The organism is Kitasatospora sp. NPDC094028 (assembly GCF_049543595.1).
GTDB lineage: Bacteria > Actinomycetota > Actinomycetes > Streptomycetales > Streptomycetaceae > Kitasatospora.
The window spans coordinates 1-24,348 of record NZ_JBMVFA010000055.1 but is presented as its reverse complement, the minus strand read 5'-3'; the positions used below and the strand labels follow the sequence as shown (position 1 = coordinate 24,348).

General features: G+C 71.5%; 30 protein-coding genes and 1 pseudogene. 20 read left to right on the top strand and 11 right to left on the bottom strand.

Going from position 1 to position 24,348, the window contains the following annotated elements:
- Nucleotides 1-45 precede the first annotated feature (45 nt).
- The 3 genes from ACPC54_RS40275 to ACPC54_RS40265 all read left to right on the top strand — a co-directional run bounded on the left by ACPC54_RS40275 (nucleotide 46) and on the right by ACPC54_RS40265 (nucleotide 1,942).
- On the top strand, nucleotides 46-993 hold the full coding sequence (locus ACPC54_RS40275; RefSeq protein ID WP_498972417.1) for a pyridoxamine 5'-phosphate oxidase family protein: 948 nt from the start codon (nucleotides 46-48) through the stop codon (nucleotides 991-993).
- 112 nt (nucleotides 994-1,105) lie between these two features.
- Entirely contained in the window at nucleotides 1,106-1,516 is a 411-nt protein-coding gene (locus ACPC54_RS40270) for a nuclear transport factor 2 family protein (protein ID WP_498972415.1), read from the top strand.
- 75 nt (nucleotides 1,517-1,591) lie between these two features.
- Nucleotides 1,592-1,942, top strand: a complete 351-nt coding sequence (locus ACPC54_RS40265; RefSeq protein ID WP_498972413.1) for a hypothetical protein — start codon at nucleotides 1,592-1,594, stop codon at nucleotides 1,940-1,942.
- A gap of 557 nt (nucleotides 1,943-2,499) precedes the next feature.
- On the opposite strand, the gene ACPC54_RS40260 is transcribed toward ACPC54_RS40265, so the two are convergent.
- A complete protein-coding gene (locus ACPC54_RS40260; protein ID WP_498972411.1) occupies nucleotides 2,500-3,075 on the bottom strand; it encodes a TetR/AcrR family transcriptional regulator in 576 nt (191 codons plus the stop codon).
- 70 nt (nucleotides 3,076-3,145) lie between these two features.
- On the opposite strand from ACPC54_RS40260, the gene ACPC54_RS40255 reads away from it, so the two are divergent.
- Together ACPC54_RS40255 and ACPC54_RS40250 are read left to right on the top strand one after the other, a co-directional pair.
- On the top strand, nucleotides 3,146-4,039 hold the full coding sequence (locus ACPC54_RS40255) for an NADP-dependent oxidoreductase (RefSeq protein WP_498972409.1): 894 nt from the start codon (nucleotides 3,146-3,148) through the stop codon (nucleotides 4,037-4,039).
- Between the two features lie 263 nt (nucleotides 4,040-4,302).
- Nucleotides 4,303-4,440 carry a hypothetical protein gene (locus ACPC54_RS40250; protein WP_498972408.1) on the top strand — a complete coding sequence of 46 codons (138 nt, stop codon included), beginning with the start codon at nucleotides 4,303-4,305 and terminating at the stop codon, nucleotides 4,438-4,440.
- A 250-nt stretch (nucleotides 4,441-4,690) separates the two neighbouring features.
- Here ACPC54_RS40250 and ACPC54_RS40245 read toward each other — a convergent pair whose 3' ends face one another.
- Nucleotides 4,691-5,257 carry a TetR family transcriptional regulator gene (locus tag ACPC54_RS40245; RefSeq protein ID WP_498972406.1) on the bottom strand — a complete coding sequence of 189 codons (567 nt, stop codon included), beginning with the start codon at nucleotides 5,255-5,257 and terminating at the stop codon, nucleotides 4,691-4,693.
- Between the two features lie 111 nt (nucleotides 5,258-5,368).
- On the opposite strand from ACPC54_RS40245, the gene ACPC54_RS40240 reads away from it, so the two are divergent.
- Nucleotides 5,369-6,313 (top strand): SDR family oxidoreductase, encoded by a 945-nt coding sequence (locus tag ACPC54_RS40240; RefSeq protein ID WP_498972404.1) that lies wholly within the window; start codon nucleotides 5,369-5,371, stop codon nucleotides 6,311-6,313.
- A gap of 321 nt (nucleotides 6,314-6,634) precedes the next feature.
- A pseudogene (locus tag ACPC54_RS40235) lies at nucleotides 6,635-6,826 on the top strand (acyl-CoA desaturase); the annotation flags it as partial.
- 149 nt (nucleotides 6,827-6,975) lie between these two features.
- Here ACPC54_RS40235 and budC read toward each other — a convergent pair.
- Nucleotides 6,976-7,761 carry a meso-2,3-butanediol dehydrogenase gene (gene budC, locus ACPC54_RS40230; protein WP_498972402.1) on the bottom strand — a complete coding sequence of 262 codons (786 nt, stop codon included), beginning with the start codon at nucleotides 7,759-7,761 and terminating at the stop codon, nucleotides 6,976-6,978.
- A gap of 170 nt (nucleotides 7,762-7,931) precedes the next feature.
- On the opposite strand from budC, the gene ACPC54_RS40225 reads away from it, so the two are divergent.
- Nucleotides 7,932-8,918, top strand: a complete 987-nt coding sequence (locus ACPC54_RS40225; protein ID WP_498972400.1) for a helix-turn-helix domain-containing protein — start codon at nucleotides 7,932-7,934, stop codon at nucleotides 8,916-8,918.
- Between the two features lie 720 nt (nucleotides 8,919-9,638).
- On the opposite strand, the gene ACPC54_RS40220 is transcribed toward ACPC54_RS40225, so the two are convergent.
- On the bottom strand, nucleotides 9,639-10,598 hold the full coding sequence (locus ACPC54_RS40220; protein ID WP_498972397.1) for an alpha/beta hydrolase: 960 nt from the start codon (nucleotides 10,596-10,598) through the stop codon (nucleotides 9,639-9,641).
- A 143-nt stretch (nucleotides 10,599-10,741) separates the two neighbouring features.
- Between ACPC54_RS40220 and ACPC54_RS40215 the strand changes: the two genes are divergently transcribed.
- Nucleotides 10,742-11,224 carry a MarR family winged helix-turn-helix transcriptional regulator gene (locus ACPC54_RS40215; RefSeq protein ID WP_498972395.1) on the top strand — a complete coding sequence of 161 codons (483 nt, stop codon included), beginning with the start codon at nucleotides 10,742-10,744 and terminating at the stop codon, nucleotides 11,222-11,224.
- A gap of 102 nt (nucleotides 11,225-11,326) precedes the next feature.
- On the opposite strand, the gene ACPC54_RS40210 is transcribed toward ACPC54_RS40215, so the two are convergent.
- On the bottom strand, nucleotides 11,327-11,647 hold the full coding sequence (locus tag ACPC54_RS40210) for an NIPSNAP family protein (protein ID WP_498972393.1): 321 nt from the start codon (nucleotides 11,645-11,647) through the stop codon (nucleotides 11,327-11,329).
- A gap of 30 nt (nucleotides 11,648-11,677) precedes the next feature.
- Nucleotides 11,678-12,646: an NADP-dependent oxidoreductase gene (locus ACPC54_RS40205; RefSeq protein ID WP_498972391.1), complete on the bottom strand. Its 969-nt coding sequence runs from the start codon at nucleotides 12,644-12,646 to the stop codon at nucleotides 11,678-11,680.
- Nucleotides 12,647-12,789: 143 nt separating this feature from the next.
- Between ACPC54_RS40205 and ACPC54_RS40200 the strand changes: the two genes are divergently transcribed.
- The 3 genes from ACPC54_RS40200 (at nucleotide 12,790) to ACPC54_RS40190 (ending at nucleotide 14,233) form a co-directional block, all read left to right on the top strand.
- Nucleotides 12,790-13,167 (top strand): winged helix-turn-helix transcriptional regulator, encoded by a 378-nt coding sequence (locus tag ACPC54_RS40200; RefSeq protein ID WP_498972390.1) that lies wholly within the window; start codon nucleotides 12,790-12,792, stop codon nucleotides 13,165-13,167.
- Between the two features lie 71 nt (nucleotides 13,168-13,238).
- Entirely contained in the window at nucleotides 13,239-13,508 is a 270-nt protein-coding gene (locus tag ACPC54_RS40195) for a hypothetical protein (protein ID WP_498972388.1), read from the top strand.
- A gap of 281 nt (nucleotides 13,509-13,789) precedes the next feature.
- Nucleotides 13,790-14,233, top strand: coding sequence for a GlcG/HbpS family heme-binding protein (locus tag ACPC54_RS40190; RefSeq protein ID WP_498972385.1), 444 nt, complete (start codon nucleotides 13,790-13,792; stop codon nucleotides 14,231-14,233).
- 109 nt (nucleotides 14,234-14,342) lie between these two features.
- Here ACPC54_RS40190 and ACPC54_RS40185 read toward each other — a convergent pair whose 3' ends face one another.
- Nucleotides 14,343-14,735 carry a GvpU-like protein gene (locus ACPC54_RS40185; RefSeq protein ID WP_498972383.1) on the bottom strand — a complete coding sequence of 131 codons (393 nt, stop codon included), beginning with the start codon at nucleotides 14,733-14,735 and terminating at the stop codon, nucleotides 14,343-14,345.
- Between the two features lie 205 nt (nucleotides 14,736-14,940).
- Nucleotides 14,941-15,171, bottom strand: coding sequence for a hypothetical protein (locus ACPC54_RS40180; RefSeq protein WP_498972381.1), 231 nt, complete (start codon nucleotides 15,169-15,171; stop codon nucleotides 14,941-14,943).
- 472 nt (nucleotides 15,172-15,643) lie between these two features.
- Here ACPC54_RS40180 and ACPC54_RS40175 point away from each other — a divergent pair, with 472 nt between their 5' ends.
- The 3 genes from ACPC54_RS40175 to ACPC54_RS40165 all read left to right on the top strand — a co-directional run bounded on the left by ACPC54_RS40175 (nucleotide 15,644) and on the right by ACPC54_RS40165 (nucleotide 18,780).
- Nucleotides 15,644-15,847, top strand: a complete 204-nt coding sequence (locus tag ACPC54_RS40175) for a cold-shock protein (protein ID WP_097236452.1) — start codon at nucleotides 15,644-15,646, stop codon at nucleotides 15,845-15,847.
- A 344-nt stretch (nucleotides 15,848-16,191) separates the two neighbouring features.
- Entirely contained in the window at nucleotides 16,192-17,751 is a 1,560-nt protein-coding gene (locus tag ACPC54_RS40170) for a DEAD/DEAH box helicase (RefSeq protein WP_498972379.1), read from the top strand.
- A 213-nt stretch (nucleotides 17,752-17,964) separates the two neighbouring features.
- Nucleotides 17,965-18,780 (top strand): DUF4037 domain-containing protein, encoded by an 816-nt coding sequence (locus ACPC54_RS40165; RefSeq protein ID WP_498972377.1) that lies wholly within the window; start codon nucleotides 17,965-17,967, stop codon nucleotides 18,778-18,780.
- Nucleotides 18,781-18,807: 27 nt separating this feature from the next.
- Here ACPC54_RS40165 and ACPC54_RS40160 read toward each other — a convergent pair whose 3' ends face one another.
- Nucleotides 18,808-19,017: a transposase gene (locus tag ACPC54_RS40160; RefSeq protein WP_498972375.1), complete on the bottom strand. Its 210-nt coding sequence runs from the start codon at nucleotides 19,015-19,017 to the stop codon at nucleotides 18,808-18,810.
- Nucleotides 19,018-19,157: 140 nt separating this feature from the next.
- On the opposite strand from ACPC54_RS40160, the gene ACPC54_RS40155 reads away from it, so the two are divergent.
- Entirely contained in the window at nucleotides 19,158-19,568 is a 411-nt protein-coding gene (locus ACPC54_RS40155) for a pyridoxamine 5'-phosphate oxidase family protein (RefSeq protein WP_498972373.1), read from the top strand.
- Here ACPC54_RS40155 and ACPC54_RS40150 read toward each other — a convergent pair.
- A complete protein-coding gene (locus ACPC54_RS40150; RefSeq protein ID WP_498972370.1) occupies nucleotides 19,552-19,818 on the bottom strand; it encodes a hypothetical protein in 267 nt (88 codons plus the stop codon). The genes ACPC54_RS40155 and ACPC54_RS40150 overlap by 17 nt on opposite strands.
- 282 nt (nucleotides 19,819-20,100) lie before the next feature.
- Between ACPC54_RS40150 and ACPC54_RS40145 the strand changes: the two genes are divergently transcribed.
- Nucleotides 20,101-20,301: a hypothetical protein gene (locus ACPC54_RS40145; RefSeq protein ID WP_498972369.1), complete on the top strand. Its 201-nt coding sequence runs from the start codon at nucleotides 20,101-20,103 to the stop codon at nucleotides 20,299-20,301.
- Nucleotides 20,302-20,554: 253 nt separating this feature from the next.
- Here the strand turns inward: ACPC54_RS40145 and ACPC54_RS40140 are convergent, their stop codons facing one another.
- Complete coding sequence (locus ACPC54_RS40140) at nucleotides 20,555-20,836, bottom strand: dsRBD fold-containing protein (protein ID WP_498972367.1); 282 nt, start codon at nucleotides 20,834-20,836, stop codon at nucleotides 20,555-20,557.
- Nucleotides 20,837-21,800: 964 nt separating this feature from the next.
- On the opposite strand from ACPC54_RS40140, the gene ACPC54_RS40135 reads away from it, so the two are divergent.
- The 3 genes from ACPC54_RS40135 (at nucleotide 21,801) to ACPC54_RS40125 (ending at nucleotide 24,237) form a co-directional block, all read left to right on the top strand.
- Complete coding sequence (locus ACPC54_RS40135) at nucleotides 21,801-22,004, top strand: cold-shock protein (RefSeq protein ID WP_380416960.1); 204 nt, start codon at nucleotides 21,801-21,803, stop codon at nucleotides 22,002-22,004.
- Between the two features lie 556 nt (nucleotides 22,005-22,560).
- Complete coding sequence (locus ACPC54_RS40130) at nucleotides 22,561-23,535, top strand: phenylalanine 4-monooxygenase (RefSeq protein WP_498972365.1); 975 nt, start codon at nucleotides 22,561-22,563, stop codon at nucleotides 23,533-23,535.
- A 42-nt stretch (nucleotides 23,536-23,577) separates the two neighbouring features.
- Entirely contained in the window at nucleotides 23,578-24,237 is a 660-nt protein-coding gene (locus tag ACPC54_RS40125; protein WP_498972363.1) for an aminotransferase class I/II-fold pyridoxal phosphate-dependent enzyme, read from the top strand.
- Nucleotides 24,238-24,348: the final 111 nt, after the last annotated feature.

Here is a 24,348-nt window from a genome sequence, read left to right as displayed (position 1 = left end):
CATCGCCATCCGTCGGCGTCTTCGGCAGCTGGGGAAGGAATCTCCATGACGAACCCGGTGCGCAACGTTCCTGCGGGCTTCCACGAGGGAGAGCTGGCCGTGCAGGCCCGGGCGGGCGTTGCCAGGGCCGCGGCCCGCCTCGCGGGCATGCTGGCCCCCGCCCGGCTGGACGGCGGCGTGAGCCGGTTCCTGGCGGACAGGAGTTTCGCGGCGGTCACCGCCCGCGACGCCGACGGCGCGCTGTGGATCTCCCCGCTCGCCGGCCCGCCCGGGTTCCTCCAGGTCGCCTCGCCGACGGCACTCGAGGTGCGAGCCCTGCCCGCCGTGGGCGACCCGCTCCAGCACCTGGCGGCCCACCAGCCGGTCGGGCTGATCACGGTCGAATTCGCCACCCGCCGAAGGGTCCGGCTCAACGGCATCCTGTCCGCCGCCGGCCGTGACGGGCTGCGCATCGAAGTGGAGCAGGCGTACGGCAACTGCCCCCAGTACATCCAGCGCCGGCACCTCCACGCCACGCCCGTCCGCGCGCCCGGCGCCGAGCCGGTGCGGCACGGCAGCATCCTCACGCGGGATGACATCGACCTGATCGGCCGGTCCGACACCTTCCTGATCGGCACCACCCACCCCACCCGCGGCAACGACGCCTCACACCGCGGGGGACCGCCGGGATTCGTCCGCGTCGAGGACGGTCACCTGTGGTGGCCCGACTACCAGGGCAACAACATGTTCAACACCCTCGGCAACCTCAACGCCGACCCGACGGCCGCGCTGCTCTTCGGCGACTTCGCCACCGGACGGACCCTGCACCTGTCCGGCCGGGCGGCCCTGGAATGGACCCGCACCGGCATCCCCGGCGACGACGACCGCACCGGCCGCCGCGTCCACTTCCTTCCCCGGCACCTGGTGGCCGGCCGCCTCCTGCCGCTGCAGGCCGACACCGTCACCGCAGCCCCCGACAACCCGCCGCTGACCGACCGGCCCAGCGCACCGTGAAGGACAGTTCCGCCATGACCGACACCCGCCCGCCCTTCCCTCCGTTCGACCTCGACGGCGGCCTGGCCAAGGTCCAGGCCGCCGAAGACACATCCGGAAGGGAAGCGGCGCCGTGAACGAGCCGACCACAGAATCGAACGGACACACCCGACTGGCCTACATCCTCGGCGTTCCGCTCGCCGACGACGTCGAACGTCAATGGCCCCAGATGGGCGAGGTAGTACGCACCAGCAAGCTCGTCGGCGAAGTCGAGGGCAACTTCCCCGAACTGACCCTCGCGGTAGGCCGCCGCCTCCACCCGAGCGGCGACGTGATCGTCGTCGAATGGACCTGCGACTACGGCGACGGCCGGCTCTACCGCAACGTCAGCATCGCGGACCTACAGGACGGCAAAGCGATTCGTGTCACGGACTACTGGGGCGAGCCCACCACCACCCCGGACTGGCGGCGTCCGCTGACCGACCGGCTGGACATGCCCACAGACGGCATCTGGCCCGACGCGCAGCACCTCGGCCACCACTGAGCGCACGCCCGCGCCACCCGGACGGCACCTTCATGCAGCGGGAACGGACACGGTTGGCTGATCGTCATACGGGGCATGCCTTCCGTTCTCGTTCTTGGTTTCGACCCTCACGCAGTGCCTGGTATGGACGGGGACGCCATGCGCGCTGTCCTGGACAAGGAACTGGCCCGTTTTGGCGAACATGCCATCGATGCTTCCATGGGGCTGATTGCGCCGGATGAATCAGCCGAGTCCACGGTTGTCTCAGCATTGTCTGAACGAGACTGGGACGTCGTCGTCATCGGGGGCGGGATACGCAAACCGGAGCCTGCTCTGACGTTCTTCGAGCAGGTCGTGAACCTGGTCCGGCAACATGCACCAGGTGCCGCGATCGCGTTCAACACCAGCGGTGGCGACAGCGTCGAGGCCGCAAAGCGGTGGCTGTGAAACCCCGCCCTTGGGCTGAACTGCTCTCGGCGCCACGAAGACTGAACTCTCGTGACAGTGGGCCAAGGCTGTCACCGGACGTGACCTAGAGGTAGCCGCACGGGTTATCAGCCGAAGCCTCCGGCCGACATGTCCCCGACCGATTCGCTCACAACCTCGTAAGTGCCCGAGTGTGTGGACGGGCCACCGTCGCCCCTCCTCGCTTCACGCACCGCTGGGAGCACGAGTCGCGTTTCACGCCGCTCCATGGCGCCGTGCGCCTCCTTCCCGAGGCTGACAGCCTCCGAGCTGAGCGGAGGTGGCCAAACCCGCTGCGCGCCGGTGCGGCCGGGGGTGGTTGGGCTTCGCTTCCGTTGGTCTGGTCCCCGACGTAGCTCACAGCAGGTGAACTGGCCTGCCGACCGGGCGTGACCGCCGAGGTGCCACTCAAGTCAGACCGCGACCGGGCCCGGTGCGGAGCCTGGGAGCTGTAGCCCTAGCCAGGAGCGGCCGCCTGGACACCCCGCACGTGCCGCGTGCCCGCCCCGGCCCGGCCGCAGCGGGCTGGCGCCCCCGGCTCAGGGCGCGGTGGCTTCCCAGGCCGCCTCGATCATCCGGAAGACCTCGTCCACCGTGGCCCCGGGATCGTCCGCCTGGCAAGCCAGCGCGTAGGCGTCGATGGCGAACCGCGCCGTCGCCCGGCAGGCCGTCCCACTCCGGGACAGGCGGGCGTCGGCGGCCAGAGCGGCGGCCAGCGCCTGCGCGTGACGCAGGCTCATCGACTCCTCGTACTCCCGCAGGGCGGGTGATCCCTCGATCATGCGCCGGACGGGGGCGCTGCCCTCCGCCGTGCAGTGCCGCACCAGGGCCTGGACCTCACGGTGCAGCGCGGGGATGAGCGGCTCGTGCGGTTGCCGGTCGGTGACCGCCCGTGTGAGGCGCTGCTCGAAGTCCTGGTCGCGCTCGAACACCAAGGCCTCTTTCGAGGCGAAGTGGGCGAAGACCGTGGTGACGGCCACGTCGGCCTCGGCCGCCACGTCACGGATGCCCACGGCGTCGTAGCCGCGCTCCAGGAAGAGCCGCAGCGCGGTGTCGGCGATCTTCTGGCGGGTCGCGGCCTTCTTGCGTTCGCGGCGCCCTGGCGGCTCGGTCATGCCCTGACACTACCAGGTACGAATCCATAACCGTTGTGAAACACTAACGGTTAGGATTATCTTCGGCCGCATGAGGAAAGTGAGCTTCGCCGAGTTCGGCGGTCCCGAGGTCCTGCAACTGGTGGAAGCCGAGGAGCCCCACGCGGGCCCCGGCCGGATACGCATCGCGGTACGGGCGGCGGGTGTGAACCCCGTCGACTGGAGGATCCGGGAGGGCCAGGTCCTGGGAGCCCATCCGGTCGAGCTGCCCGCCGGGGTCGGGCTGGACGCCGCGGGGGTGGTGGACGAGGTCGGCGAGGGCGTCGAAGGGGCCGAGATCGGCGACCACGTGTTCGGCGAAGGCGCCGACACGTACGCCGAATTCGCCGTGCTGTCGGCCTGGGCCCGCATGCCCGCGGGACTGACCTTCGAGGAGGCGGCCGGGTACCCGTCCGTGGTGGAGACCGCGCTGCGCATCATTCGCGAGGTCGCCGTGCGGCCCGGGCAGACGCTGCTGGTCAGCGGTGCGTCCGGCGGCGTCGGGTCGGCGGTGCTGCAGATCGCCCGCGAGCGCGGCATCACGGTGATCGGCACGGCCGGGGCCGCGAACCAGGACTATCTGCGCGGCCTGGGTGCCCTCGCCACGACCTACGGCGAGGGCTGGGTCGAACGGGTGCGGCACCTGGGCCCGGTCGACGCGGCCCTCGACCTGGCCGGCTCGGGCGTGATCCGCGAACTCGTCCAACTGACCGGGGACCCCCGCAAGGTCGTCTCCATCGCCGACCTCGACGCGCCGCAGCTGGGCGTCCGGTTCTCCGGCGTGGCCGGGAGCGTGCCGGACGCGCTCGCCGAGGCCCTCGACCTCATCTCCCGGGGCAGGCTCCACATCCCGGTCGAGAAGTCGTACCCGCTCACCGAGGCGGCAGCGGCGCACGCCGACAGCCGCGCCGGCCACACCCGGGGACGCCGGGTCCTGATCGTCTGAGCCACCGCCCGCCCGGCATCCCCACGCCGAACGGACAGCCGGTAGCGGGCGGTGACGGCGGACGGGGCCGGGGCGGGGCGGCTACGCCTCCCCGGATGGGCCGGTCGCCACCGGTGCGGAGGCAGCACCGAGGCAGGCGTTTCCCGGATTCCTGGAGGCCACGTCCGGGGGCTCCTGTCCCAGGTCATCAAGACGGCCGCGCCATCGAGCCCGAGGAAGGCATGGACTTCGCAGCACCGTGACCACGGCGGCCCGCCAGCCCGGTGGCCGTCGTCACCGAGCTGCTCGCCACCGCCCCGGCCGGCGCCGCCCGCATCGAGGACCTCATCCAGCACGGCCCGGCCGCCCCGTCCGGCACCCGCTCGGCGGTCCGGACCGGCGGCCGATCGTCCTCGACATGACCCATACCGGTTAGACCACGACCGACACGACTGGGCGCTCTACTGGAAGCACCCTCCCGTCTCCTCCGGCCGGCCTGCCCCGACCGCAGGGCAGGCCGGCCGGCTGGCGCCCCCGGTGTCGGCGCAGCCAGCCCACCGAGTGATCGAACAACGCCTTCGGCCACTTCACGGACAGCTATTGTGCCCCTGGCCTCGTCCATCGAGTCTCCCGGGAGTCAGCGCGGCGTAGCCGCCGGCAGCGGTTGAAGCTTCAATCTACGATCGTGCGAAGCGTGAGCAGCGCCTCCGAGAGGAGGTCCCGCAGCGGTCGCCGCTCAGCCGGCTCCGCCCACCGTTGCTCGGCGGTCTGCTGTACCAGGACACCGACGCGAGCCGTGAGGAGCGCGGTGTCGGGCTCCAGGCCGCGGCCTTGCAGGGCCTCGGCGATGACGGCGGTGAGCACTGCTCGCTTGCCTTCCTCGCGCTCCTGCAGCTCGGGGCTGGCGGCGATGATCCTCCGTCTGCGCATGGATGCCGTGCGCAGCCCCTCGAAGACCTCGTCGGCGGCGACCTGCAGGGCACGCACGACGGCGTCCAGCGGTGCCGACGCGTCAGGGCTTTCCGCGATCTCGCGGCCGACGACCTGCTGCTGGCGCAACGAGCGCGGGCCGTAGAGGACTTCGCGTTTGGTGGCGAAGTGGTTGAAGAACGTGCGCTCGGTCAGGCCTGCCCGTTCCGCGATCTCGGCGACCGTGGTCCGGTCGAACCCCTGTTCTTCGAAGAGGTCGATGGCGGCCTCTTGGAGGCGGTCGACAGCGTTGGGTGCCCATCGTGACATGGTGCCGAGTCTAGTGATTGCAGTCACTGCAGTCACGCGCTACGGTGATTGCAGTCACTGCAATCGCTCTCATGCTCGCCGCCTCGGCGAAGTCATCGAAAGGGTCAAGCGATGCGCGTTTTCGTCACGGGAGCCTCCGGACACGTGGCCTCAGCCGTCATTCCCGAGCTCGTCTCCGCCGGGCACAGCGTCATCGGCCTGGCCCGTTCGGACAGCTCGGCCGCTGTCGTCCGGTCGTTGGGCGCAGAGGTGTTCCGCGGAGACCTCGACGACCTCAAGGGCCTGGCCGCCGCGGCTCACCAGGCTGACGGCGTCATCCACCTCGCGTTCAAGCACGACATGCAGCAGTCGGGGAACATGACGGAAGCCGTCGAGGCGGATCTGCGGGCGATCGCGGCGATGAGCACCCCCCTGATCGGGACGGGCAAGCCCTTCGTCGGCACCAATGCGACCGGTGCACTCGCGCTCGCGGGCTTCGGCGGGCAGCTGACCGAGCACGACACCCGCCCCGGCGGTCTGCGAATCGATGCCGAAAACACCGTCATCGCCCTTGCCGGCGACGGCGTGCGATCGTCGGTCGTTCGTCTGCCGCCCGCCGTGCACGGCGACGGGCGGTACGGCTTCGTCTCGGACCTGATCGCGATCGCCCGTGCGACGGGCGTCTCCGGCTACGCCGGCGCGGGCAACAATCGCTGGCCGTCCACCGATGTGCGCGACGTCGGCCGCCTCTACCGCCTCGCGCTCGAGTCCGCGGCCGCCGGTACGCGGGTGCACGCCGTCGCGGAAGAGGGCATCACGATCCGCGAGATCGCGGAGCTGATCGGTCGTCACCTCGACATCCCGGTCCGCACCATCACGAGCCAGGAGCTTCAGCAGCACTTCGGTCACTTCAGCATGTTCGCCGGGCTCGACAATCCGACCTCGAGCCAGATCACTCGCGACGCCCTCGGCTGGACGCCGACCCGCCCCGGTCTCCTCGCGGACCTCGCGCAGGACCGAGACCTCAACAGCCGGCTCAACGGCCAGAACAGCGAAGCGCCGACCACGTCTTCCTGACGCTTCCGCGGTCGGGTGGTGGTGTGTCACATCCGGTTGACCTACGGGCCGTTCCACCGCCGCCGACCGTCACTGGACGGCGGTGCGCAGGCCACGGGTGTACCAGTCGAGCCGTGCGCCGTCCTTGCCGTGCGTCTGCCGGCCGGGGGCGAACTCCGCCTGCGGCGCCACTGCGGCGGATGCGGGGGTAGAGGCCGCGCGCGATATCCGCCTGACCGGGAAGCAGGCCTTCCCGGGCGAAGCGCAGGTCGACGCCCTGCGAGCGCCTCGTCGGCGTCGCCCCGGACGCCGAACGCGCGCAGTGGCCCGGCGGCTTCCCACAGCGACCTCGGCTACGGCATCATGCGCGTCGACGAGGACCAGAAGTGGCACCCGTTCCACCTCGGCCAGCCGCTGTGGAACTTCATCAACGCCTGCTTCTTCGAGTACGGCATCGCCGCGTGCGACCTGGAGCTCGGCAAGAACCTGCACAAGCGCCGCCGCAAGGACCCGGAGTTCCGATCGACGTCCCGGGAAGGGTTCGGGCCGACGCGGCCGGAACGCTCGTGAACTACGTGCTCGGCGTCGCCGCGCAGAATGCCGCGCACGATGCGGATCCGGCCCACCGGCTCGTGTTCGCGGCCTGTGGCCGCTTCACCTGATTCTGCCTCAAGCCCGGGACTTTAGTCCCGGGTCGTTGACAGACCGATACGGGGCTGTCCGCTGGAGGCGCCGAGGCCGCCGTCGACGGGGAGCTGGACGCCGGTCACGTAACGCGCGTCGGGACCGGCGAGGAAGGCGACTACGGAGGCGATCTCCTCGGGGAGCGCGACCCGGCCCAGCGGGATGCGCTCCGCGAAGGCCTGGACCACCGGCGACTCGGTGGTCAGGCCCGCAGTGATGCCGGTGCCCAGCGTGAACCCCGGATGGACGGCGTTGACCCGTACCTCAGGGGCGTGGTCCAGGGCCATGGCGCGGGTCAGGTTGACAACGGCGCCCTTGGCCGCGTTGTAGGCGGCCATGCCGTAGTCGCCGCCCAGGCCGCCCGTTGAGCCCACGTTGACGATGGAGCCGCGCGCGGCCCGCAGCGGCCCGAGCGCGGCCCGGCTGGCGTGGAAGACCGCGTCCAGGTTGAGCGCCATCGCGGCGCGCCAGGCCTCGGGGGTCACCGCGTCGACGGCGCCGAACGCGGGCGCGCCCGCGTTGTTGACCAGGACGTCCAGTCGGCCGAGTTCGCCGGCGATGTCGGCGAACAGCGCCTCGACCTGGTCGGGAACGGTGAGGTCGGCGGTCCGCGCGACGACCCGGGCGCCCTCGGGCGCCCCGGCGGCTGTGCAATCCAGCTTCTCCGGGGTCCGTCCGACCAGGACGACCGTCGCGCCTTCGGCGGCGAAGCGGTGGGCGATCGCCGCACCGATCCCCGACCCGGCTCCGGTCACCACCACGACCCGCCCGCTGTCCGTGCTCACGATGCCCTCCTCGGCGAATTCCGCGTGTTCCGATCCGGCTCGCGGCAGGCCTGGAATCCCGCCTCCCGCAACCGCCTCCACCCTAGGAACGGTGCGGCCCCGTAGACTTGGACATGAACGCCACAGTGCGAGGACTTCAGCGCCAGCCCGGGGAGGCGACGGTGTCGGGGATGAGCGGACCTGGCGGCGGTGGGAGCTTCGCGGCGGACGTGACCGCCCCCGGCGCCCCGGAGCAAGGGTTCGACAGGTTCCGGCAGGGCTGGGAGGAGCAGGTCGGCGAGGCCTATCCCGCGCCGGCCTTCACCCCCGGGGCCGCGGGGGACTTCAGGATCAGCGCCCGCGCTGTCCTGGTGCACGAGTCCGTGGTCGCCGATGTGCACAGCCACTCGCTGGCCGGGACCAACGGCGGCGCCCTCGACCAGGGCGACGACATGGTCCTGTTCCACGCGGTCACCCGCAGCGTCTGGGACTTCTCCAGGCGCCGGGAGGGCCGACTCACCGTTCCTGCCGGGGACTTCGTGCTCCAGCGCAGCGGGCCGCCGACCTTCGAGGCGGCCCGGCAGGCCAGGGCGACGGTGCTGATCCTGCCCGCTCTGGGGCTCGGCCCGCTCATCGGCGACCGGCTGGTCACCGGCTGCTCGGCCACGGCCGAGACCCGGTTGCTGCTGGGGCACGCGCGGCTCCTCTCCCGGAGCGCGGAGGACCTCTCCCCGGGCGGCGCCCAGGCCGCCCACCTGGCCCTGATCGAGCTGGTCCGGGGCGTGCTGCGGCAACAGCCCGATGCCACCGAGCCGGCCCATGCGCCCGCCCTGGCCCAGGCCGCCCGGGAGCTCGCGGACGCCCGCCTCGCCGATCCGCAGCTCTCACCCGCCCTGCTGGCCAGGGAACTCGCCGTCTCCGTCCGGACGCTGCACCGGGCGTTCCAGGGCGGCGAGGAGACCGTCGCCGCGTACATCCGCCGTCGCAGGCTCGAACAGGCCAGGGCCGCGCTGTTGTTGGCGACCGGCAGGCCGAGCATCTCGGAACTCGCCGCGTACTGGCAGTTCGCCGACAGCAGCCACTTCAGCCGGGCGTTCAGGCGCCGGTACGGCCAGGGCCCGGCCGAGTTCGTCCGCGCATCGGCGAACCGCCCGGGGCCGGGCGGGCGCGGCGCGTGACCTCGCGCCCCGCAGGCCGTCGGCCAGGTCGCTCACCTGGACGGCGTTCATGTCGGTGAAGCGCCTTGAGGGTGCACGTGCAGCCGGGCCAGTGCCCGTCGATGTGGCCCAGGGTGCCCACCGGGTCCTTGGCGTCCAAGCGGCGACGGTCTGCGCGATCTTGTCGCTGGCGGTGGTGGGGCCCGGGTTCGCCGTGCCGATGAAGTCGAGGACGCGGTTCTTGACGAGCGTGGGGTCGACGTTGTTGACGGGGTAGCTGATCGTCAGGTCACCGTTGGCGGCCTGCGTGACCAGCTGCCTGGTTCGCCGGGGCGACGGCCGCCGCCCGCGTGGCGGCGGGGGCGGCGGCACTCGCGGGAGCCTGGGAAAGCGCGGGGCTCAGCAGGCTCATCACCACGACGGCGACGATGGCCGGTACGTTGCGGACCCGGATTCGGTACCGCCGCACGGCCGGTGGGCCGGCGGCGGGCGGGGCGTGCGGGGCAGCCGTCAGGGGTGTCCGGGGTATGGGTATGGGTCAGCCAATCTGCGCGCGGCGCGCGGTGCTTGGATGAGGGGAGGGCCGGGGCGCCACCGTGGGCGGGCCGGACAGCTCGAAACAGTGCCGCCCGTTGTGCGACGGGGCAATCCGCGGGCGGCTGAAGGAAGTCTGACGTGTGCTCGGCGGGCCTTCGGGTGAAGGCCCGCCGAGCACACGCGATCCCGGGACCTGACCGCTGCTCAGGCGTGCGCGAACGCCTTGCGCAGCACGGTGACGGCCTGGGTGATCGCGGCCTCGGCGGCCTGGGTGGGGCGCAGGGCGTCGAGCATCACGAAGTCGTGGATGATGCCCTGGTACCGGGTGGCGACGACGGGGACGCCGGCCTGTCGCAGCTTGGCGGCGTAGGCCTCGCCCTCGTCGCGCAGCACGTCGGCCTCGGCCGTGATGACGAGGGCCGGCGGCAGGCCGGTGAGCTGCTCGACGGTGGCCCGCAGCGGGCTGGCGGTGATTTCGGCGCGCTGTGCGGGGTCGGTGGTGTACTGGTCCCAGAACCACTGCATGCCGTCGCGGCGCAGGAAGTAGCCGGTGGCGAACTGGTGGTAGGAGCCGGTGTCGAAGGCGGCATCGGTGACGGGGTAGAAGAGCACCTGCTGGACCAGCGGGACGCCGCCGCGCTCCTTGGCCATCAGGGTGAGTGCGGCGGCCATGTTCCCGCCCACGGAGTCGCCGGCCACCGCGATCCGGTCGGCGTCCAGGCCGTGCGCGGCGCCGTCCTCGGCGATCCACCGGGCGACGGCGAAGTTCTGCTCGATCGCGACCGGGTAGCGGGCCTCGGGGGCGAGGTCGTACTCCGGGAAGACCACCGCGGCCTGCGTGCCGACGGCCAGCTCCCGCACCAGCCGGTCGTGGGTGTGGGCGTTGCCGAAGACCCAGCCCGCGCCGTGGATGTAGAGGATCACCGGCAGCGAGCCCGTTGCCCCAACGGGCCGGACGATCCGGACCTGCACCGGGCCGCCGGGCACGGTGAACCACTCCTCGGCGACCTCGGGCTTGTCGACCGGCCCGGACTGGACCTCGTCCACCGCCTTGCGGCCCTCGATGGGGCCGAGGTCGAAGAGGTAGGGCGGATTGGCCGTCGCGGCGGCGAAGTCGGCGGCGGCCTGCTCCAGGACGGGCGGCACAGGACTGTACTCGGACATGGCTGACTCCCTTGTGCGGAACGGGGAATGACGGGGTGACGGCTCCAGTGACGGAGCCGAGGGAAAACCTATGACACGATTACATTGTGCACAAGTAAAACGCTCGCGTTGAAGTCGCCCGCTCGGGGTTCTAGGCTTGTCGGATGGGATCACCGCAGGAGAGGCCGACCAGCCGGGCCGCAGCCGATGACCAGGAGTACTCGCTGTTCCTCGGCGACCAGCTGTGCTTCGCGCTCTACGCGGCCTCCCGCGCGGTGACCCAGCGCTACCGCCCGATCCTGGAGGAGCACGGGCTGACCTACCCCCAGTACCTGGTCCTGCTGGTGCTCTGGGAGCGCGGAAGCGTGGCGATCAAGGAGATCGGGGCCGCCCTCCAGCTCGACTACGGCACCCTCACGCCCCTGATCAAGCGCCTGGAGACGGTCGGCCTGGTCCGCCGCGAACGCCGCCCGGACGACGAGCGGACGGTCATGGTCACGCTCACCGACGAGGGCGGCGACCTGCGCGCCCGGGCGTGCGTCGTTCCAGCCGCCATCGGCGAGGCCATGGGGCTGCCGCCCGGAGAGTATGCCGAGGCGATGCGGATCCTGCGGGTCCTCGCCGCGAACGTGTCCGCCTCCGGCTGACCGGCAGGCGGACACGTTCGCGGCGGCGGTGGCCGACGCGCTTCCGGTCGGGATGTCCCTGGGGGCTGCGCGGATGCCACGGGTACCCTCCCGGGAGGTTGGTTACCGCAGCGGCGAGGCGGGGGTGGGTGCGACGCGGTACACCACGGACTTCTCGGGGATCAGCAATCCGTAGACCATGGGGCCGATCTCGTCCTTCCAGCGGTCGCTCTCGTAGACGGCCGCGTACAGCGCCTCGCGCTGGGCCTCGTCCTCGAAGCGGCGGATCCAGACGTAGCCGTCCTCGTCCTGTTCGTCGGTGAACGAGGCGGTCACGTCCATGCCGAGCGAGGCCTGGAACGGGATGACCACGTCCTCCATGTAGCGCACCCACTCGTCCCGGCGGCCGGGGTGGGCCTGGTAGCGGCGGATCTCGTAGAACACGGTGTCACTCCAGAAGTCTTGTCGGGGCGGTCAGTTGGTGACGGTGAGGACGAGCTTGCCGCGGGTGCGGCCGGCCTCGCCGCGGGCGTGGGCCGCGCCGGCCCGCTCCAGCGGGAAGGCCTCCTCGACCTCGACGGCGAGCTCGCCGGCGTCGATCAGATCGGCGATGGCGGCCATCGCGGCGCCGTCCGGCTCGACCAGGAACGGAGTGACCCGCACCCCCGCCGCCTCGGCGGCCGCGGCCAGCTCCGGGGAGACGCCGGCCGGGATCGCGACCAGCAGGCCGCCGGGGCGCAGGACCTTCAGCGAGCGGGTGCTGGTGCTGTCGTGGGCGTCGCCGACCAGGTCGATCACGACGTCGACGTCGGCGACGGCCTCCTCGAAGCGGGTGGTGGTGTAGTCGACGGCCTCGTCGGCGCCGAGCTCCTTGAGCCAGGGGTGGCGGGCGGCGCTGGCGGTGGCGATCACGTGGGCGCCGAGGTGCCTTGCGAACTGGACGGCGAAGTGGCCCACGCCGCCCGCGGCGGCGGTGATCAGCACCCGCTGCCCGGCCTGGACGTGGGCGGTGTCGACCACGGCCTGCCAGGCGGTCAGGGCGGCCAGCGGCACGGCGGCGGCGTGCGCGTGGTCGATGGTGGCCGGCTTGCGGGCGAACTGGCGGGCCGGGGCGGTGACGTACTCGGCGTAGGCGCTCGCCGCGCGCGGGAACCACGGCATGCCGTAGACCTCGTCGCCGACCTTCAACGTGGTGACGCCGAAGCCGACCGCCTCGACCACGCCCGACACGTCCCAGCCCAGGGTGAACGGCGGCTCACCCAGGATCCCCGCCATGCCGGTGCCGCCGCGGGTCTTCCAGTCCACCGGGTTGATCCCGGCCGCGTGCACCCGCACCAGCACCTCGGTCGGCAGCGGCTGCGGCTTGGGCAGCTGCGCGACCCGCAGCACCTCCGGGCCACCGAAAGCGTCCTGAACCACCGCGCGCATCGTCTCTTCGGACATGACTCTCCTCCTGAAATGGCAACCTGCGAAAGGTCCTCGACGGCCTTCTCGCTGACGGGGTTGAAGCTATCCCCGGGGGTGTAGTTACCATCAAGGTCTTCTACTTCCCGTCGGGAAGTGACCTGGTGAGAAGAGTGATGAACATGGCGACCACCTGCCTGACCGGCCAGCATTCGCACCACGACGTCTACGCCGCCCAGTGCCCCTGCCGGGCCCTGCTCGACCTGCTCGCCAACAAGTGGTCCGCGCTCGCCATCGGCGCACTCGAAGACGGACCGCAGCGGTTCGGCGAGCTCCAGCGCCGCCTCCAGGGCGTCAGCCCCAAGGTCCTCACCCAGACCCTGCGCCGCCTGGAGGACTCCGGCCTCGTCGACCGCACGGTCTACCCGGCCGTCCCGCTGCACGTCGAGTACGAGCTCACCGTTCTCGGTGGGAGTGTGGCCGTCCCGCTCAACGCCCTGCGCACCTGGGTCGAGGAGAACATCGACCAGGTCGGCGCGCTCGAGTCGGCTCCGGCGTAGGGCAGTTCGCCCCGGGCGGCGGTAGGTGTGCCGTCACCCGCCGCGACCACGGCCCGTTCGACGTCGCGTTCGTGCCCGTCAACGGCGTCATCGCCCGCTTCGAGGGCTACGAGGCCAACCTCCCCGTCACCCTGACGCCCGAACACGCCGTCGAGGCCGCGGCCGTCCTCGGGGCAACCACGGCCTGCGCCATGCACTACGGGCTGTTCAACAACCCGCCGACCTACGGCGAACAGTCCGACATCGAGGAGCGCTCCCGCCGGGCCGCCGAGGCCCGCGGCATCACGGCCGTCATCGTGGACGACGGATCGCCCGTTCCGGTCCCTTCCGCAGGTCGGTGACGGGGCAGAAGACGAGACGGACCGGCAACCGTTCGGCGTCAGGCGCCTACTTCCTGATGGGAAGTAGGCGCCCTTGCCGGTAACCGCCCCCTCGGGGCTACGGTCGCCACCACGAGCACCGCTCGCGGGGTCACCGGCCGCTCGTCGCCCGTCGTCCGTCGGGGATCCGCCGACTCCGTAACGGCCGGTACTCACGCCCCGCCGTCGCGGCTCGACGCCTGCGCGGCGCCCTCGCACCGGCCGGCACGGCCACACACCCACAAGCACAGAGACGAGTAGTCATGACCAGCACGCCCCTCATCAAGTCCACCTCCGCCGCATCCATCACCCTCGCCGCGGCCAACGCCCTCATCGCCGAGGTGCAGACCGCCGCGCAGGAGATCGGCTTCGAGGCCTCCGTCGCCGTCACCGACGCCGGCGGCCACCTCCGGGCCTTCCAGCGCACCGACGCCACGCCCTTCCTCGCCAGCGAGGTCGCCGTCGACAAGGCATGGACCTCGGCCGCCTTCGGTTTCGCCACCCACACCTGGAACGACTACGTGGCCGATCCCAGGGTCGCGCCGCTGGCCGGCCACCCGCGGCTGATGGCCGTCGGCGGTGGCTACCCGATCCTGGAGGACGGCAAGCTCATCGGCGGCGTCGGCATCTCCGGCGGCACCGCCGAGCAGGACCAGCAGGCGGCCGAAGTCGCCCTCAAGGCCCTCGGCTTCGACCTCCTTGCCTGACGGCCCCGCCGACGTGCTGCAGCTCGCCGTGCTCGGTGAGCTCGCCGGCTCGCACCGGCGGCCCAGTGTGTTGCCGTTGACCGGGGCGTGTTCCGCCCCGGGCAGTGCGTCACTGGTCCGTGTAGCTGAGGTCGCCCACCGTCCAGCTGCTGATGTCGGCGATGGCGATGCGGTACATGCCTCCGGTGTGAGGCAGGGCGTAGCTGCCTTGCAGGATGCGGGCGACGTGAAGGTGCAGATGGGTGGGCCGGGCGGTGTGCGGGGTATCGCCTCCGGTGTCGTGGGCGAGGTGAGCGGCGGGGGCCGAGAACAGCGCGGCGAAGGGCTTCAGGTGGTCGGAGGCCGTGAGGACTTCGGCGACCCGCTCGTGCCACAGGCTCTCCGGGGCCAGGCGCCCGGTGATGACCGCGCCCGGTACGACGACTGTCAGGGGCATCTGGTTGCTGTGCTCGGACTCCACCATCGCGGCGATCTCGACGAGCAGTGCATCAGGGTTCGACATGCCCCCAGAGGATAGTTCCGGCTGTGGCCGGCGCGCACGGCAGTCCTCGAACGGACTCCGGTCGCCGCGCACGGCTCTGTTGCCACTGCCCGCTGGTCAACGCGCCCGTTGCGGAGGAACCGGCCCGCGGGCCTGCCGGCCGGGCGGGGCACCGGCGCCAGGCCGCGTCGGCCCTGCGGTCGCCCGGGACCCGGCGCGGCGGCGGTCAGAGCTTGTACAACGCGGTGTAGGGCTGGGTGAGGCGTTCCTGGCGCGTTCCGAAGTCGACGAGGGTTGCGATGGCGCCCTCACCTTCGACGTCGATGACCCGGCCGAGGCCGAACCGGTCGTGGGTGACACGGTCGCCGACGGCGAAGTGTTTGGGTGGTGCTGCCTGCGTTCGGCTCTTGAAGGGGCTGGTAGGCAGGGGGCGGCGAGGTGCTGCGAAATTTGTCATTGCCGCCAGTGTGCGCCGCAGAGCGCGAAATGGACACCCCGCGGGAAGGGGAATTTCAGGTCGCACTGGTGTCCCGGCTTTCCGGATGTCTCCGGCGCTCGTTCTGTGCCACGTGCGGGCCCCTGTCTCGCTGGTGAAAGGCAGGGGGCCGATCCTCCCGCAGGCGCTGGTGGGAGAATGATCGACTGCTCAAGTGGATTGTGGGGCAAGCGACTTGGTCCTGTCGGGGCCTGCAGCGAGATGCCGCAGGCGCGGTTCGCGTGGGGCCGGGAAGGAAGGATTCCGCCGTTTCGGGCCCCGACCTGCTAGAGTCGTTTTAGTTGCAGTAGTGGTTCCCATGAACTTTGTGTGCGCCTTGCCTGTGTTGCGGGCGCATTTTTGTTCCCCCGGCTCTTCCCCGGGCGGGTTCTCCATGCGGCGTACCCGGAGTCCGCGATCGCGCGCTTCGGACAGCCCTTTGAAGGAGATTTTTATGGCTAATGGCACTGTGAAGTGGTTCAACTCGGAGAAGGGCTTCGGCTTCATCGAGCAGGAGGGTGGCGGCCCGGACGTCTTCGCCCACTTCTCGAACATCCAGGCCAACGGCTTCCGTGAGCTGCTCGAGGGCCAGAAGGTCGAGTTCGACGTCACGCAGGGCCAGAAGGGCCCGCAGGCCGAGAACATTCGCCCGCTGTAGTACCGCCCGGCACCCGCCTGGCAGCGAGGGGCCCGCACTGCTTGCACGGCAGTGCGGGCCCCTCGGCATCGCATCACGACGCACCCGGCCCCATGGCCCCGCCTCAGCCCCCCGTGAGACGCACGACGCAGCGCCCGGATCGGCGCTCCGCCCGCGGAGCGGCCTGCGGTTCTCCGCTCCCGCTCCGCGCGGTGAGCCCCAGCCGGTGGTCGACGTACCGCACGGTTCTTCCGTCCACGCTCCGCCCACCGCATCTCCCGGCCCGTTCCCTTGCGGTCTACGTCGGCATCCAGCGCCGGCCGAGTCCTCCTCGCGACGCGCCGCGCCGAGGAAAGGCATCCCGTATGAACCGCTCCAGCCGCTCCCCGCACCAGACGGGCCGCCGCCGCTCCGACGGCGCACACAGCGTCCGCCCCGCCAGCGGTTCCGTCCACGCCGACCTTCCCTCCTCCGGCCGCAACGCCGGCCAACGCGTCTCTGGGAGGAGCGAGTTCGCGATGCCGGCGAGCACCACACCGACGCTGCCGGCTGCCACGTCCTTCGACGAGTTGGACATGCCCGAGGCGCTGCTGCCCGTCCTGGCCCGCCAGGGTGTCACGGTGCCGTTCCCGATCCAGGCGGTGACGCTGCCGAACTCGCTCGTGGGCCGTGACGTGCTGGGGCGCGGGCAGACGGGTTCGGGCAAGACCCTCGCGTTCGGGCTCGCCGTGTTGGCCCGCACCGCCGGGCGAAGGGCCGAGCCGCGCCGCCCGCTGGCGCTGGTGCTGGTGCCGACCCGTGAGCTGGCGCAGCAGGTCTCCGAGGCGCTCACGCCGTTCGCTCACGCTCTGCGGTTGCGGATGGTGACCGTGGTGGGCGGGACGTCGATGAGTCGTCAGGCGTGGCTGCTGAACCGCGGGGCGGAGGTCGTGGTGGCCACCCCGGGGCGGTTGAACGACCTGATCCAGCGCGGCGACTGCCAACTGGACCGGGTCGGCGTCACGGTGCTGGACGAGGCCGACCAGATGGCCGACATGGGCTTCCTTCCCCAGGTCACCGAGCTTCTCCTGCAGGTCGGAGCGGACGGCCAGACGATGCTGTTCTCCGCCACCCTGGACCGCAACGTGGACCGTCTGGTGCGACGATTCCTCCACGACCCGGTCACACACTCGGTGGACCCGGCAACCGCGACGGTCAGCACGATGGAGCACCACGTGCTGCAGGTGCAGGCCTTCGACAAGGACGCCACCATCGCCCACATCGCCTCCCGTGAGGGCGGGGTGATCATGTTCACCGAGACCAAGCACGGCGCGGACCGCCTGGTGGACGTCCTGCTCGCGAACGGGGTGAAGGCCGCGGCCCTGCACGGGGGCAAGGCCCAGCCCCAGCGCACCCGCACGCTGGAGCAGTTCCGCACCGGCGAGGTGACCGCGCTGGTCGCGACCAACGTCGCCGCGCGCGGTATCCACGTCGACGGGCTGGACCTCGTCGTCAACCTGGAGCCGCCCAGTGACTACAAGGACTACCTCCACCGGGGCGGGCGAACCGCCCGGGCCGGCGAGTCCGGCACCGTCGTCACCCTGGTGCTGCCCGCCCAACGCCGCGAGATGACCCGCCTGATGGCCAAGGCAGCCATCACCCCTGTCACCACCAAGGTCAGCTCCGGCGACGAGGACCTGGCCCGCATCACCGGCGCCCGCACTCCCACCGGCATCCCCACCACGGTCGCCAACCCCGTCGTCGAACGGCCGCGGCGCAACTCCGCCACCGGCCGGGGCCGCTACGGCCGGGTCAACCGCCCCGCCGACAGCGGCCGCGACAACCGGAACTCCTCGGACCGCCGCGACAGCCCAAGGCGTCCGGTATTCGCCGAGCCACAAACGGAAAGCCCCCGCGCCGCGCAGCGAAAGGCATGTGCCGGCTGAGCTCGGCGTCCAACCTCGCTGCGCGTGGTGTTCCTTGATCGACTCGGCGCGTTTGACGGTCTTGCCGAGGCGCCCTGCCGGTGTTGCCACCGGTGGGAATCCCCAGACGCCGGTACTTGGATGTTCCGTTGGATGCGGTAGTCGTCGCTGGGTGGGGATCGCGCGCTGCGAAATGAGCTGGGCGGGCGCGTCGGCGAGTGCCAGACTCGCGCCATGCGGATGATCATTGAGGACATGGCTCGTGACCTGGCTCAGGTGCCGGGCGTGGTCGGGGTGCTTCTCGGCGGCAGCCGGGCCCGTGGAGAGCACCGTCCCGAATCGGACTGGGATCTCGGCGTCTACTACCGCGGTGGCGAGCTTGACCTCGCCGCGTTGCGCACGCTGGCCGGGCCGGGTGTGGATGTGGCCGCTCCGGGCGGTTGGGGGCCCTGGGTGAACGGTGGCGCGTGGCTGCGGGTTGACGGGGTGGCAGTCGACTGGATCCTTCGGGACCTGGGCCGGGTCGAGCAGGTGTGGGCTGACTGCTGCGAGGGCCGGTACGAGGTGGGGGTGCAGGCGGGGCATCCGCTCGGATTCTGGTCGCCCTGCTATGCGGGCGAGGTGGCGCTGGGGCAGATACTGACCGACCCCGGTGGGGAGCTGACCGACCTTCGGCGGCGGACCGCGACGTATCCGGAGCAACTGCGGGAAGCGCTGACGGCGGGAGCCTGGGAGGCGGAGTTCCTGGTCGATGCCGCGACGAAAGGCGCTGCACGGGCCGACGTCCTCTACGTGTCCCTGTGTCTGTCGCGAGCGGTCGGCGTGCTGGTACAGGCGTTGTACGCCGCGGACAAGCGATGGTGCCTGAACGAGAAGGGTGCCCTGGCTGTCGCCGAGACCCTGCCGATGGCACCGCCGGACTTCGGTGCGCGCGTGCGCGGCCTGCTGGGGTGCCCGGGAGAGACTCCTGAGGCACTGGGCGCGACGGTGGCCCGGGCTCGGGCACTGGTTCAGGAGACCCGCACGATGCTGAGCACGCCCTCTGCGTAGGGTGCAGGTCCGATCGGGTGTTGATGATCAGGCGGCGAGTCTGAGTCGATCGCGGTAGCGGGCCTGGTGGTTACGGGTGAACTCCTGTCGCTCGTGCCAGCTCCACACGGCAGGCAGCAGCCCGAGGCAGTCGACCACGATGTGACGCTTGCGCCCCGGCACCTGCTTCGCCCCGTCGTATCCGCGTGATGCCGCCGACACCGTGGCTGCCGCCCGCAGCGACTGCGCGTCGATCACCGCCGCGATGGGCTCGGGTCACGGCCGGCGTCCTCGCGCACGATGGCTGTGCGTCGTGGGCGGCGGGTGGCCCGTTCGCGGTGGGAAACGGGGCCGATCGGCCCATGCGGGGCCTCCGGTCCCGGGTGGATCATCGGGGCATGAGCGAGAGCGTGGCCATGCCCGCTGTACTGGGCCGGCAGCAGTGCCTGCGGCTCCTGGCCGGGTGCCGGTACGGGCGGGTCGTGCTGACCGAGCACGCGCTGCCGAGCGTGGTGACGGTGGCGTTCCGGGTGGACGACGAGGGTGTGGTGGTCGGTGACAACGGGGACGGGCGCCTGGCGGGTCTGATAGACGGGTCGGTCGTGGCGTTTCAAACCGACCGCACGGACGCGGAAGGCGGCAGCGCCTGGAGTGTGTCCGTCACCGGCTACGCCAACACGGTCACGGACCCGACGAGAGCGGCCCCCGGCACCGCGGGGGACGGATCGAGCCGGGCGGTGCCCGCAGGTCGGCTGGTGCGCATCAGCCCGACCGTCGTGACCGGGTGGTCCTTCACCCTCCCCGAGTGAAGCAGTCGACCGGCTGCCGGCCAGCGCCGAGGAGGCCCCGCACACCCCGTCGCGCCTGCGCGACCTGCTGCGCGCCGTCATGGCCGTCACCACCGGCATCAGCCTGCCGACCGTCCTGCGGCAGATCGTGACGGCCGCCCGGGACCTCACCGGCGCGCGCTGCGCAGCACTCGGCGCCCTCGACGGCCAGGGGCGCATCGAGCACTTCGTCCACAGGGACATCGGCGCCACCGTGTTCGGTCTGCAGCAACGCCGGATGGACGAAGACGGCAACGCACCGCGCGCTCTGGACGGCCGGGCGCGACGGAAGGGGTGCGTGGCCGCTGCACGCGGAGCACCCCGCGCCGGGTCCAGGTGCCTGCGTTCGTATCCGTTCACGCAGCCGAGCCCACGGCCGTCCGGTGGCGACTTGTCCGGCGTCGGCAACGGACGGAGGGTGGTCGTACGGCCTCGACGAGCAGGAGCACCGGCCACCCCGGGCCGGCAGCGGGGCTCGGACATGCGGCCTCGGCCGCGAAGGAGGTGGGAGCCCATGACCGGTAACGCGGACCGTATCGCGGAACTGTTCCGGATCAAGACGAACAGGCTGCTGGACCAAGCCGAGGACCCGCGTGAGGTCCTGGACTTCGCCCAAACCGGGCAGGTGGAGCTCCTGCAGCAGGTGCGGCGCAGCGACCTGGCCGCCCGGTGGTTCACCGACCGCCTCGCCCCGGGGCCGAACCGTTCACGCTGAGCACCAGGCGAACTTCGGCGACGCTCGCCCAGGCCCTGGAGGGCGTCCGCAGACGGACTCGGGTCGGTGGGCCGGGCCGGACGCCCCGCTGGCCGAGGTCGTGTGCGACGGCACTGGGCGCGTGCACGGAGCCGTCAGCCATGCGGTGAACGACTTCGACAGCGCGGGGGCGTCGGGGAGATCCACACCCACCCGATCGCGGAGGTGACCGCCGACCGTCGCTTCCCGGGCCGGCAGTTGCGGCTTCCGGTGATCAGCCGTGCAGTGGCGGTTCGTTGGCGGCGGCGTCGGTGCGCCCGGCGCGGAGCAGCTGGTTGCCGACGTCGATGAGGGCGCGTGCGGCGGCGTACTCGTCGCCGATCTCCGGGACCGGCGGGTCGTGCGGGTTGCGGTGGGCGACGGTGCGGCTCTCCAGCCGGTTGTCGCCGGTGTCGAGGACGGCGTGCACCTTGGTGACGTCGCCCTCCTCGAAGAGGTCCACGCGCAGGGTCCACTGCTTGGTGCGCGGCTGCTGGTCCGTCGTGTCGGCGTTCATGTCCAGACCTGTTCGTTGAGGGGGGCGGTGGGGCTCTCGTCCCGGGGGATGGGCAAGTCGGGGTCGGGTGCTCGGCCGTCTGCCGGTCAACCCGGCGGACGGTGGGCCGTGCTCGCGGCATCGGGGCGCCCGCTCTCGTCGGCGACGAAGCGGGCCAGGGCCCGGGCGCTGGCACCCGCATTCGGCATGGGAACCACCTTCTTCGTCCGGGGCCCGTATCTCCAGAATGAACGAGGCCGAGAGGTCGGGCATGGGCCGCCCGGCCCTGGTACAGGGTGGGGGCCGGAGTATCCTGGGAAGTGGCCTGCAGGGCGAGCGAGGGAGTTCGACCGGATGGCCCCGGGCGATGGGCGGAGGCTCCGCGCGGGGTGTCTGTCGGCGGTCGGGCTGAGAGGCCGGAAGGTCTGTGAGACCGGAAGGCGACCTCCAACACCTGATCCGGACCATGCCGGCGAAGGGAGCCCACCTTGCAGGTTTCCGTCTGCCCGCACGACATTGCTGTCGGCAACGGGTGAAACGAGGCCACGGACGGCCGGAGCGCCGGGACCGGAACGGCAAGCGCCCGGCGGAGCGGCGGACGGCGGGTCCTGCCGCCCGGGCCCGGGTGGTTCCCGAAACACCTGCCCGATGCACCGAGGCCGGCCTTTCTCTTAGGGCTGCCCGTACGAGGCCCCCACATCCGCTCGGCAGGGCAGTACCGCTCGTGGTTTCGCGACCGCCAGCGGCTCGACCCGACCGAAGCGTGCAGGGTGCCACAGCCGTTCCGCTTCGTGTCCCGGTTCGACTGCCTGGCTGCGGTGTTCCCTGCGGTGTAACGTTTTGATCAAGCAGTCGTGGTTCCGAAGTTCTCGCCCGCGGTCACATGCCGTGGGCGTTCTTGCTGTTCGACGCCTCTCCGGACCAGGGCGATCACCTCCGGGCCCGCACGAGCGGGACCCGATCAGTTCCCATGAAGGAGGAGCGCATGGCTACCGGCACGGTGAAATGGTTCAACGCGGAAAAGGGCTTCGGCTTCATCGAGCAGGACGGCGGCGGCCCCGACGTGTTCGCCCACTACTCGAACATCGACGCCCAGGGCTTCCGTGAACTCGTCGAGGGCCAGAAGGTGACCTTCGACGTCGTTCAGGGCCAGAAGGGCCCGCAGGCGGAGCACATCCGCCCCGCCTGACAGCAGCACGGACGAGCGCCCCGCAGGTACCCGCGTGCGGGGCGCCTTTGCGCCGGGCGCCGTAGGGCGGCACGGGCTGCGCGTTCGGCGGTCGTGGCCACGGACCACGACGCCCCGCGGCGCGCTGAGGAGGACAACGAAGAGAGCCCCGAAGCACTGAAGCCCCGCCGTGAGGAGCGGACGCCCGGAGCGGCAGGCCTGGACGGGTCCGGCCTCGGGCCGGATCTGGTGCTCGGGACGGGCGCCGCGCGGAGGGCCGGTAGCGGACTGCGGCGTGGTGGCGCTGGAGCGGTCTGGGTCCCTCGAACGACGCGCCACCGTCCGAGTGCCGCTGCGACACCGCCTCGCGCCCACCGACCGCCAGCGGCGCCCGTGAGCTGTTGCCCGGCAGTCGGTTCCGGCTGCAGAACACGGAGGGCGAGGACTGCCCGGAGACGGCTGACGGCGGTGAGCTCGGGACCGCCTGGGCGGCGCAGCCGTGCCGTGTTCACCCGTTCGGCTGACTCGTACGAGTGGTGCCACCTGGGCGGGGCTGATACGGGCGAGGATGCGGCGGGTGATCGATCTGATGGCGCAGACCCCGCTCACCCGGGATGGGCGTCTCGGCCCTGCCGACTCGCATCCCTGTTTCAGCGACCTGTCCTACCGGCGCAGACGCGACGCGATCGTGGCGCTTGCCGAGGGGCACGAGGTTGGTGCGCCGTCGCCGTTGGTCCGTTACAGCAAGGCGGAGCACGCCACCTGGCGCGCCGTGCACGCGGCGCTCGGCGCCGCGCGGCGCGGCCGGGTGTGTGCCAGGGTCCGCGAGGTCGCGCGGCGCGCTCCGGTGCCGGCGGATCGTGTGCCCCAGCACGCGGAGGTCGGCGAACGGCTTCGGTCGCTCTCGGGGTTCACGTTCACCCTGGCGGGAGGCATCGTGGCGAACAAACGGTTCCTGGGAGCCATGGCGTCGGGCCACTTCCACGCGGTGCAGTACGTTCGGCACCCGCGCATGCCGCTGTACACGCCGGAACCCGACATCCTGCACGACGTCTTCGGGCATGGGATCCACCTCAGCGACCCGTGGTTCGCCGACCTCTACCGCACGGTCGGCCGGGCCGCGGCACGGGTCGACAGCGACGACGCGCTGGACCTGATCAGCCGCGTCTACTGGTACACCCTGGAGTACGGCGTCGTACGCGAGGGCGGCACGGTCAAGGCGTACGGAGCTGCCCTGCTCTCGTCCTACGGCGAGTTGAGGCGCTTCCGGCAGGCCGACATCCGCCCCTGGGACCTCTCGGAGCTGGTGGCCCGCCCCTACCAGGTCGCCGGGTACCAACCGGTCCTGTTCGCCGTGGAGAGCATGGACGAGCTGGCCGACGTCCTGCACAGCTTCCTCGACGACTTCGACGAGGACACCCGCGACCGTCACCGCCTGCCGACCCTGGCCCAGCGCGGCTTCATGGCCCGCCCGACAGTCCCGGCTCGCGCGGCCGGCGCCGACCCCGCCAACACGCCTCGGCCTCGCACCACCACCGCCCGGGCGTGCTGACCGGCGCTCCGCGAGACGCCCAGCGGCGACCAGAAGGTGCTCGTGGCCGGGGCGCACGGGCGGCGGGCGCGCCGGTGTCCCGGCGCCGTTGTCCGTGAAGGCGGAGCACGCGTAGGTGATCAGGTCGGAGGGCCGTCAGCCGGACCAGCCGCCAGACGGCCCGTCGCCGCACTCCAGGCCCGCCGCCCCGCCCACGTCGCCTATGTCGGCAGCACCAGCAAATCCCCCGGACCCGCCGTCCGGCTCGGCTGGATCGCCTGCCCACCACACCTGCTGGAAGCACTGATCGAAGTCAAACGCCTCGCCGAACGCCAGACCCCACCGCTCGAACAGCTCGCCCTGGCCGACCTGTTGGCCTCCGGCGGCTACGACCGCCACCTGCGCGCTCGCCGCCGCTCCTACCGGCAGCGCCGCGACACACTCGTCGTCGCCGTCACCGAACACGTCCCCGCCGCTCGTGTCATCGGCATCGCCGCCGGACTCCACCTCCTCCTGCAACCACCACAACACACCGACAACCGAAGGGTCGCCACCGCACTGCGCCACCACGGCGTTGCGCTCAACACCCTCGACCACTACCTGCGCGCCGACGAACCATCCGACCCCGCCGCCCTCGTCATCGGCTACGCGACCCCCAGCGCACACGCCTACCCCGCCGCCGTCGACGCGCTCCTCACCGCCCTGGCCGACGCGCTGCGGTGACGCCCCGGTCGCCCGGGGGCGTGTAAGCGATCTCGTGTAAGTGCCTTGTGGTTATCGGATGCTGAGCCGGTCCTCGAAGAAGAGTGAGAACTGGTTCAGCGCCTCCTTCCA